Genomic DNA, 8145 nt, shown 5'->3' on the forward strand with positions numbered 1-8145 from the left:
CCACTGCCCCGGCGCCAGCGCGCCCCGCGCGCGGGCGCGCACGGCCTCCTGCGACAGCGCCAGGGCCATCGGGTCGTGCGCGAAAGACTGGGGCGTGCCGCGGTGGATGTTGCGCGGGAACTGGTCCAGCACGATCACCTCGGCCAGCCGGCCTGGCGCGCTGTCGCGCCAGCCGTGCAGTTCGCCCGCCGCGGCCTGCTGCAGCAGCGCCTGGAAACGCTGGCGGAGCAGCGCGTCGAAGTCCGGGTCCACTTTCCACCACGCGGCTTCGGGGGTTTCAACGAACCAGAAGTGCAGGATGTCGTCGGGTTGCGTGGGTGTGCTCATGCGTGGATGCCCTTCACTCGGCCCGGGGTGCCGCGTTGCCGCTCACCACCGGGTAGCCCAGGCTGACCCAGCCCTGGATGCCTTCCCACAGCACCGCGGTGTTCTGAACGCCGCCCTCGCGCAGCTTGCGCACCACCGATTCGGCGGCGGCGCGCGGGCATTCGCAGTAGGCCACGATCCAGGTGCCGTCGGTCGGAAGGTTCGCCATCACTTCTTCGCGGCTGGCGTAGTAGGGGCCCGGCACCGAGCCTTCGATGTGCGCGCGCTCCCACATGGACGTGACGCGGGTGTCCAGCAGCACCATGCGCTTGCGCGCCTTGAGCTCGCGGTCGAGTTCGGCGGCGCTGACGTACAGGCCGTCGGTGAGCGTGAACTCGGGCGCGGACGCGTCCTTGTTGATGATGTAGGCGTCCAGCGCCGGCGGCGTGTGGCGCTTCACCTCGGGCACGGTCCAGCCCGAGCTGCGGCTGCGGATGAAGGCGGTGACGCCGTCGATCTGTTCGCGGCTGAGGCTGTCGCGGAAAGCCAGCATGGGCGTGCCGTCGCGGCCGTTCTCGATGGTGTGGCGGATGAAGGAGTCAGGCGTCAGCGCCAGCATGGTGGCGTTGCCCAGCGCCGTGCCGGTGCCGCCTTCGCCCTGCGCGCCGTGGCAGCTGGCGCAGCTGTCGGCGTAAACCTTCGCGCCCAGCGCGACGTCGCCAGCCACGGCGCCGTCCGGCAGTTCAACCGGCGTGGCGGCGGCCTGTTCGCCCAGCCACCGCGTCAGCTGCCGGATCTCGGTGCGCGTCAGCGGACCGCCCACTTCCTCGTGGTAGGCGCCCATGGGCGTGCCCGGGCGGCCGTAGGCGATCGCCTCGGCGATGACATAGGGAAAGCCCGCTTCGAACAGCTGCGGTGACTTCAGCGATGGCGCGTGGTCGTTGGCGTAGCCCGAGCGGTCGGGGCTGTGGCACAGCGCGCAGTACTGCTGGTACCGGGCGGCGGCGGCTGCCGATTCTTCCGGCATCAGCGGCGGCATGGCGTTCTGGGCCAGGGCCGGCGCGGCGGCCAGCAGGGCGGCGGTGACAAACGCGCACAGGCGCAGCGTTCCGGCGGGCAGGGTCATTGGGGCGGCCAATCGAGGAGTTGATGAAGACAACGTAAACCAGCACCGGTTCCGGCGCCAATCGCTGGGGCCCGCGCGGCTCGGACAAACTTACCTGCACCCGCTGAAGGCCGACCCCGGCGTTGTTCCTTCCTCCGGGCGCCGGGGACTTCCAGGCCGGTTGATCACTCCCGGCGGACGAACTCCGATTTCAACTTCATGGCGCCGATGCCGTCGATCTTGCAGTCGATGTCGTGGTCGCCGTCCACCAGGCGGATGTTCCTCACCTTGGTGCCGATCTTGACCACTGATGCCGAGCCTTTGATCTTGAGGTCCTTGATGACGGTGACGCTGTCGCCGTCGCTGAGGACGTTGCCGACGGCATCGCGGACGACCTTGATCTCTTCAGCCGGCGCCGCCGGTTCGGCGGCCGACCATTCGTGGCCACACTCCGGGCAGACCAGCGAAACGCCGTCCTGGTAGGTGTAGGCCGAGGCGCAGGCGGGGCAGGGGGGCAGGTCGCTCATGCGCTGGTTTCAACGCGGTCGACCTTGGTGAAGCCGCGCGGCAGCAGGTTGCCGCGGCTGGCGCGGGTGCCTTCGTAGGCCTGCAGGTCGCGCCAGCTCAGCACCAGCTTCTGCTTGCCCGAGTACACCGTCAGCTCACCGCCGTTGCGCACGCTGGCCAGGGCGATCACCTTTTCCTCGCCACTCTTGAGTTTGGCCGGCGGGATCTGGATGAGCTTGTTGCCCTTGCCCTTGTCCAGCTCAGGCAGTTCGGCCAGCGGGAACGCCAGCAGGTGGCCGGCGCTGGTGATCGACACCACCCAGTCGGTCTTGGCGTCGGTGACCGGCGCCGGCGGCAGTACGTCGCCGTCGCCGGGATTGAGCAGGGCCTTGCCGGCCTTGTTGCGGCCGGTGAAGCTTTCAAACTTGGTGACGAAACCATAGCCGTAGCTGGAGGCCAGCACGTAGCGCGCTTCGTTGTCCGCGACCGCCACGCCCACGAACGACGCGCCCGCCGGCGGCGAGAAGCGCCCGCTCAGCGGATCGCCGTTGCCGCGTGCGCTGGGCAGGGTGTGCGCCAGGGCGGAATAGCTGCGGCCGGTGGAATCCAGGAAGGCCACCTGCTGGGTGCTGCGCCCCTTCACCGCCTGCAGCAGGCCGTCGCCATCGCGATAGCTCAGCGCGCCGGCCTCCACGTCGTGGCCCTTGGCGCTGCGTATCCAGCCCTTTTTCGACAGCACCACCGTCACCGGTTCGCTGGGCACCAGGTCGCTTTCGCTGATGGCCTGGGCGGCGTCGCGCTGCACCAGCGGCGAGCGGCGGGCGTCGCCAAACTTCTTGGCGTCGGCCAGCAGTTCGTCCTTCACCTGCTTCTTGAGCTTGGCCTTGGATTCCAGGGTGGCCTGGATCTTGTCGCGCTCCTTGGCCAGCTCGTCCTGCTCGCCGCGGATCTTCATTTCTTCCAGGCGGGCCAGCTGCTTGAGCTTGGTTTCCAGGATGTATTCGGCCTGGTCGTCGTCCAGGCCGAAGCGCTCCATGAGCACGGCCTTGGGCTCGTCTTCGGTGCGGATGATGCGTATGACTTCGTCGAGGTTCAGGAAGGCCACCAGCAGGCCCTGCAGCATGTGCAGGCGGCGATCGACGCGCTCCAGGCGATGGCGCAGGCGGCGGGCCACGGTGGTGTTGCGGAACTCCAGCCATTCGGTGAGGAAGGTCTTGAGGTTCTTCACCTGCGGGCGGCCGTCGAGCCCGATGATGTTGAAGTTGACCCGGAAGCTTTTCTCCAGGTCCGTGGTGGCGAACAGATGGCCCATCAGGCCGTCGAAGTCCACCCGGTTGCTGCGCGGCACCAGCACCAGGCGCACCGGGTTCTCGTGGTCGGACTCGTCGCGCAGGTCTTCCAGCCACGGCAGTTTCTTGGCGCGCATCTGCTGCGCCACCTGTTCCATGATTTTCGAGGGCGACACCTGGTAGGGCAGGTTGGTGATGACGATGTTGAGGTTCTCGCGCGTCCACGTGGCGCGGGCGCGCACGCTGCCGCCGCCGGTTTCGTAGATGCTGATCAGGTCGGCGGCGGGCGTGATGATCTCGGCGCCGGTGGGGTAGTCGGGGCCGCGCACGTGTTCGCACAGGTCGCGCACCGTAGCATCCGGGTCGTCTAGCAGTCGGATGGCCGCGCTCACCACTTCGTTCAAGTTGTGCGGCGGGATGTCGGTGGACATGCCCACGGCGATGCCCATCGTACCGTTCAGCAGCAGGTGCGGCAGGCGCGCGGGAACCCAGCTGGGCTCCTGCAGGGTGCCGTCGAAGTTGGGCACCCAGTCCACCGTGCCCTGGCCCAGTTCGCCCAGCAGCACTTCGGCGATGGGGGTGAGCTTGGATTCGGTGTAGCGCATGGCCGCGAACGACTTCGGGTCGTCGGTGGAGCCGAAGTTGCCCTGGCCTTCGATCAGCGGGTAGCGGTACGAAAAGGGCTGCGCCATCAGCACCAGGGCTTCGTAGCAGGCGCTGTCGCCGTGCGGGTGTAACTTGCCGAGGACGTCGCCGTCGGTGCGGGCTGACTTCTTGGGCTTGGCGCCGGCGCCCAGGCCCAGCTCGCTCATGGCGTAGATGATGCGGCGCTGCACGGGCTTGAGGCCGTCGCCCAGGAAGGGCAGGGCGCGGTCCAGCACCACGTACATCGAATAGTCCAGGTAGGCGCGTTCGGCGTACTCGCGCAGCGGGATCTGTTCGAAGCCGTGGAAGGTGGGGCGGGCAGGCTCGGTCATGCGGGGACGTGCTCGGAGCGGATGGAGCCGCCATTCTAGCCGCCGCGCCGGCTCACCGGCCGCGACAGATGCGGTTTTCGCGGCATTCAGGCGCGGGCCCGCAGGCTGCCTGGAAACTTCGAGGAATCAATGCCATGAGCGTGCTTGGATTCGTGTTGCTGGCCCTGGGCCTGCTGGTGGCCTGGAAGGTCACCTTCTTCTTCATCCGCCTGCTGATGATCGGCGTGGCCCTGGTGGGCGCCTGGCTGCTGCTGGCCCCCCTCCTCGCCGGCGCCTAGCAAAACAGCGCAGGAAGTTAACCTGACCCCGTTATGGTCATGGGGTGGGTTGTTCCTGCTGTTGGAGGCGCCACATGGTGGCGTAGCGGGCGTTGCGGGCCAGCAGGGCGGTGTGGCTGCCGCGCTCGACCACGTTGCCGCCGTCCAGCACCAGGATTTCGTCGGCGTCCATCACGGTGGACAGGCGGTGGGCGATCACCAGCGTGGTGCGGCCGATGGCGATGCGGTCCAGTTCGTCCTGGATGGCCTGTTCGCTGGCTGAGTCCAGTGCCGATGTGGCTTCGTCGAAGATCAGGATGGCGGGGTTCTTCAGCAGGGCGCGGGCGATGGCCACGCGCTGCTTCTCGCCGCCGCTGAGCTTGAGGCCGCGCTCGCCCACTTCGCTTTCGTAGCCGTCGGGCAGGGTGAGGATGAAGTCGTGGATGTGGGCCGAGCGGGCGGCGGCCTCCACTTCCTCATCGCTGGCATCGGGGCGGCCGTAGCGGATGTTGTAGCGGATGGTGTCGTTGAACAGCACGGTGTCCTGCGGGACGATGCCGATGGCCGCGCGCACCGAGTCCTGGGTAAGCGTGCGCAGGTCCTGGCCGTCGATGGCGATGCTGCCGCCGTTGATTTCGTAGAAACGGTACAGCAGCCGCGAAAGCGTCGACTTGCCGCTGCCCGAATGCCCTACCACCGCCAGCGTGCCGCCGGGCGGGATGGTGAAACTGACGCCGTGCAGGATCTCGCGGCGCGCGTCATAGCCGAAGTGCACGTCGGTGAAGGTCACCTGCGGACGGGTGGCCACCAGCGCGGTGGCGTCGGGGCGGTCGCGCACGTCCTGGCTTTCGTCCAGCAGGCCGAACAGGCGTTCGATGTTGGTGATGGCCTGCTTTACTTCCCGATACACCATGCCCAGGAAGTTGAGCGGTGCGGACAGCTGCAGCAGGTAGGCGTTCACCAGCACCAGGTCGCCGATGGTCATCTCGCCGGCAGCCACGCCCGCGGCGGCGCGCCACATCAGCGCCGTGATGCCGACGGCCACGATGGCGCTCTGGCCCAGGTTGAGCACGGCCAGCGACTTGAGGCTTTTCACCGTCGCGTCCTCCATCTGGCACAGGTTTTCGTCGTAGCGCCGGGCTTCGTGTTCTTCGTTGTTGAAGTACTTCACCGTCTCGAAGTTGAGCAGCGAATCCACGGCGCGCGCACTGGCGCGGGTGTCGGCTTCCACGGCAGCGCGGTAGAACCGGGTGCGCCATTCGGTGACGCGGAAGGTCCAGACCACATAGGCGGCGATGGTGCCCAGCGTGATGGCGGCAAAGCCCCAGTCGTAGTTCCACACCAGCACGGCGGTCACCAGGCCGATCTCCAGGATCGTCGGGATGATGGTGTAGATGGTCCAGTCGAGCAGGTCGGAGATGGCGCTGCCGCCGCGCTCGACGTCGCGGGCCACGCCGCCGGTGCGGCGGTTGAGGTGGAAGCGCAGGCTCAGGGCGTGCAGGTGCCGGAACACGCGCAGCATGACGGTGCGCGAACTGCGCGCCATCACCCGGGCGAAGACGATGCCGCGCAGCTCGGTGAACATCGTCACCGACAGGCGCGAGGCGCCGTAGGCCAGCAACAGCCCGACCGGCAGCACCAGCAGCGACGGCTCCACGTCCAGGCCATCCACCAGGCCCTTGAGGATCAACGGCACGCCCAGGTTGGCCAGCTTGGCCGCGACCAGGCAGGCCAGGGCCAGCAGGATCCGCCCCAGGTAGGGCTTCAGGAAAGGAACGAGCTCGCGAAGGATGCCGGCGAGGCTTCGTTCGGCGACCGGGGGTGCGTCTGGGGCGGCGGAGTCGGCGGGTCGGGTCATGGGAGTCTGGCTGGGTGGGACGAAACGGCTTGCACGCCGGTCAGGATGAGGCTTGTTATGCTGGCACGGATTCCTGCTGCCCATGCCAATGACTTCCCCACAGCAAATTTCACGCGCCCGGCTGGCCTTCATCCTCGGCGGCTTGGCCATGTTCGGGCCGTTCTCGATCGATACGGTGTTCCCGGCCTTCGTGGTGATGGCCAGCGACCTGGGCGTGGGCAAGGTCGCCATGCAGCAGACGATCAGCGTCTACCTGTTCGGGTATGCGGCCATGTCGCTGTTCCATGGACCGATCTCGGACGCCATCGGGCGGCGCAAGGTGCTGCTGGCGGGCATCGTGCTGTTCACCCTGTCGTCCATCGGCGCGGCGCTGGCCACCGACATGACCACGATGCTGGTTTACCGCGCGCTGCAGGGTCTTTCGGCGGGCGTGGGGCTGATCGTGGGGCGCGCGGTGGTACGCGACTGCCGCGACGGCGACGATGCGCAGCGGCTGATGAGCCAGATATCGATGATCTTCGGCATAGCGCCGGCCATCGCGCCGGTGATCGGCGGCCTGATCCTGGGCTGGACCAACTGGCACGGCATTTTCTGGTTCCTGGCGCTGTTCGGGATGGTGCTGTTCGTGCTGACGGCCTGGGGCCTGCCCGAGACGCATCCGCCGGCCAATCGCGTGCCGCTGCATGCGGTCACGCTGGCGCGTGACTACGGCCGCATGCTGGCCAACCGGCGGTTCCGGCTGCTGACCCTGGTGGGCACGCTCAACTTCGGGGCGCTGTTCCTGTACATCGCTTCGGCGCCGGCGTTCGTGATGGACCTGCTGGGCCTGGGCGAGCAGGACTTCGTGTGGTTCTTCGCGCCCACCATCGGCGGCATGATGCTGGGCGCATTCGCCAGCGGCCGCGCCGCGGGACGCATGAGCGGGCGGCGGCTGGTGGAGTGGGGCTTCGCCTGCTGCGGCGTGGCCGCCGCCTACAACATCGGCTACAACGTCCTCACCGACGCCCCCACGCTGCCCTGGGCCGTGCTGCCGACGGCGCTGGGTGCCTTCGGCATCGCCCTGGTGTTCCCGATAGTCACGCTGGCCATCCTGGACATGTACCCGCGCCAGCGCGGCAGTGCCTCGTCCATGCAGGCCTTCGTCAGCCTGATGTCGAACGCCCTGATCGCCGGCGTGCTGTCGCCGCTGGTCAGCGGCAGCGGACTGCATCTGGCCCTCACTGCCGCGGCCTTCACGGTGGCTGCGTTCGCACTGTGGCGGTGGTATGTCTCGCACAGCAACCGCTATCCAGGCCCGATCCCGGATCCCGATCCGAACATGGCCAGGCACGAACCCACCGCCGAGCTGTAACCGTGAAAATGTACCTGGTACGTTTTCAGGGGGAGCGGTAGGCGGTGCGGAGGAGTTCGTGGTAGTGGAATACGGCGTTTTCGCGCAGGGGGTTCAGGCGGCCGGGCAGGTAGGAGCCTGAGGCCAGGCCGCGCTGCACGTGTTCGCAGATTTCGATGTCTTCGTCCTGCACCTGGTGGGCGAAATCGTGGTCGGCCTGCTTGCGGGCTTCGGCATCGGCGCTGTCGGACGCCGCGTAGTAGTAGTCGAACTCGACGATGCAGCGGTCGGCGCCCAGCGGCAGCACGCGGTTGGTCTGCAGCCGGCCGGGCAGCAGGTTGAGCATGGTGTTGGGGTAGATGAAGTAGTACACCGCGTCGCCGTCGCCATACAGGCCCTGGTCGCTCTGCAGCGGGCTGTACTGGTACGAGAACCAATCCAGGGTTTCGGTGACGTATTGCCGGTAGTCCAGCAGGCTGTTGAGGCCCGGGTGGATGTGCGGCACGTGGTAGCCCT

Annotated in this window: 8 protein-coding genes; 2 read left to right on the forward strand and 6 right to left on the reverse strand. The window is 67.7% G+C overall.

The features are described from left to right. The 4 genes from K0M70_RS04420 to parC form a co-directional block, all read right to left on the reverse strand. The coding region (locus tag K0M70_RS04420; protein WP_290779793.1) for a DUF924 family protein at positions 1-327 on the reverse strand (327 nt) is incomplete at its 3' end. Positions 328-340: 13 nt separating this feature from the next. Then, the gene (locus K0M70_RS04425; RefSeq protein ID WP_290779795.1) at positions 341-1432 is read right to left on the reverse strand and encodes a c-type cytochrome; all 1092 of its coding nucleotides are present in this window, start codon (positions 1430-1432) and stop codon (positions 341-343) included. 164 nt (positions 1433-1596) lie between these two features. Next, entirely contained in the window at positions 1597-1938 is a 342-nt protein-coding gene (locus K0M70_RS04430; protein ID WP_290779797.1) for a zinc ribbon domain-containing protein YjdM, read from the reverse strand. Continuing rightward, on the reverse strand, positions 1935-4184 hold the full coding sequence (parC, locus tag K0M70_RS04435) for a DNA topoisomerase IV subunit A (RefSeq protein ID WP_290779800.1): 2250 nt from the start codon (positions 4182-4184) through the stop codon (positions 1935-1937). The genes K0M70_RS04430 and parC overlap by 4 nt, the downstream gene beginning before the upstream one ends. A 134-nt stretch (positions 4185-4318) precedes the next feature. Between parC and K0M70_RS04440 the strand changes: the two genes are divergently transcribed. Further along, positions 4319-4462: a hypothetical protein gene (locus tag K0M70_RS04440; RefSeq protein ID WP_290779803.1), complete on the forward strand. Its 144-nt coding sequence runs from the start codon at positions 4319-4321 to the stop codon at positions 4460-4462. Positions 4463-4499: 37 nt separating this feature from the next. On the opposite strand, the gene K0M70_RS04445 is transcribed toward K0M70_RS04440, so the two are convergent. Continuing rightward, positions 4500-6299, reverse strand: a complete 1800-nt coding sequence (locus tag K0M70_RS04445) for an ABC transporter ATP-binding protein/permease (protein ID WP_290779806.1) — start codon at positions 6297-6299, stop codon at positions 4500-4502. An 88-nt stretch (positions 6300-6387) separates the two neighbouring features. Between K0M70_RS04445 and K0M70_RS04450 the strand changes: the two genes are divergently transcribed. After that, positions 6388-7650 carry a multidrug effflux MFS transporter gene (locus K0M70_RS04450; RefSeq protein ID WP_290779811.1) on the forward strand — a complete coding sequence of 421 codons (1263 nt, stop codon included), beginning with the start codon at positions 6388-6390 and terminating at the stop codon, positions 7648-7650. A gap of 25 nt (positions 7651-7675) precedes the next feature. Here the strand turns inward: K0M70_RS04450 and K0M70_RS04455 are convergent. Beyond that, the coding region (locus K0M70_RS04455; protein WP_290779809.1) for an SRPBCC family protein at positions 7676-8145 on the reverse strand (470 nt) is incomplete at its 5' end.

It is taken from the genome of Arenimonas sp., assembly GCF_019459675.1.
GTDB lineage: Bacteria > Pseudomonadota > Gammaproteobacteria > Xanthomonadales > Xanthomonadaceae > Arenimonas.